The sequence below is a fragment of the Segatella copri genome (genome assembly GCF_019127135.1).
Taxonomy (GTDB): Bacteria; Bacteroidota; Bacteroidia; order Bacteroidales; family Bacteroidaceae; genus Prevotella.
The window spans coordinates 1-393 of sequence record NZ_JAHOEA010000204.1 but is presented as its reverse complement, the minus strand read 5'-3'; the positions used below and the strand labels follow the sequence as shown (position 1 = coordinate 393).

At 36.6% G+C, this 393-nt stretch carries 1 protein-coding gene; it reads right to left on the bottom strand.

Annotated features, from left to right (window positions below; translation table 11 throughout):
• Positions 1-28 precede the first annotated feature (28 nt).
• Positions 29-190 carry a hypothetical protein gene (locus tag KSW37_RS15875; RefSeq protein ID WP_217315410.1) on the bottom strand — a complete coding sequence of 54 codons (162 nt, stop codon included), beginning with the start codon at positions 188-190 and terminating at the stop codon, positions 29-31.
• Positions 191-393: the final 203 nt, after the last annotated feature.

Below are 393 nucleotides of genomic sequence, written 5' to 3'. Positions count from 1 at the left end.
TAAGAAAACAGCCTCACGGACAACACGTTTACCTCGACTGTTTATCATGATACGTCTTTCCAAAGTGCGTCGGATCTGTTGCTACAAAACCATTTTCAGCTACATATCCTTCACTTTTTGCCATGGCTTCGCCGTCGTCCCCTGCAATAGTGGACGTAACCTGTGATTGTATATTTGTCTCTTTCATCATACGAATCAAGTTCGTTTTTTGATGTCGTTCATCTGAATCTCGATATAAGAGACACAGAAACTCTTTGCAAAAATACGAAAATTGTTGGAAACTAGCAAATTATGCGTGTTAAAAAATTAATATCATTCTACGAAAATCAACATTATTTTACTATTCTTTTCGCACATAATTTCCTAAGTCGTTGATTGAACGAAAGTTTTCGG

What these genes read in the sequence shown, in the direction of transcription:
- KSW37_RS15875 (WP_217315410.1), bottom strand. Translation starts at nt 190, where the DNA reads ATGATGAAAGAGACAAATATACAATCACAGGTTACGTCCACTATTGCA.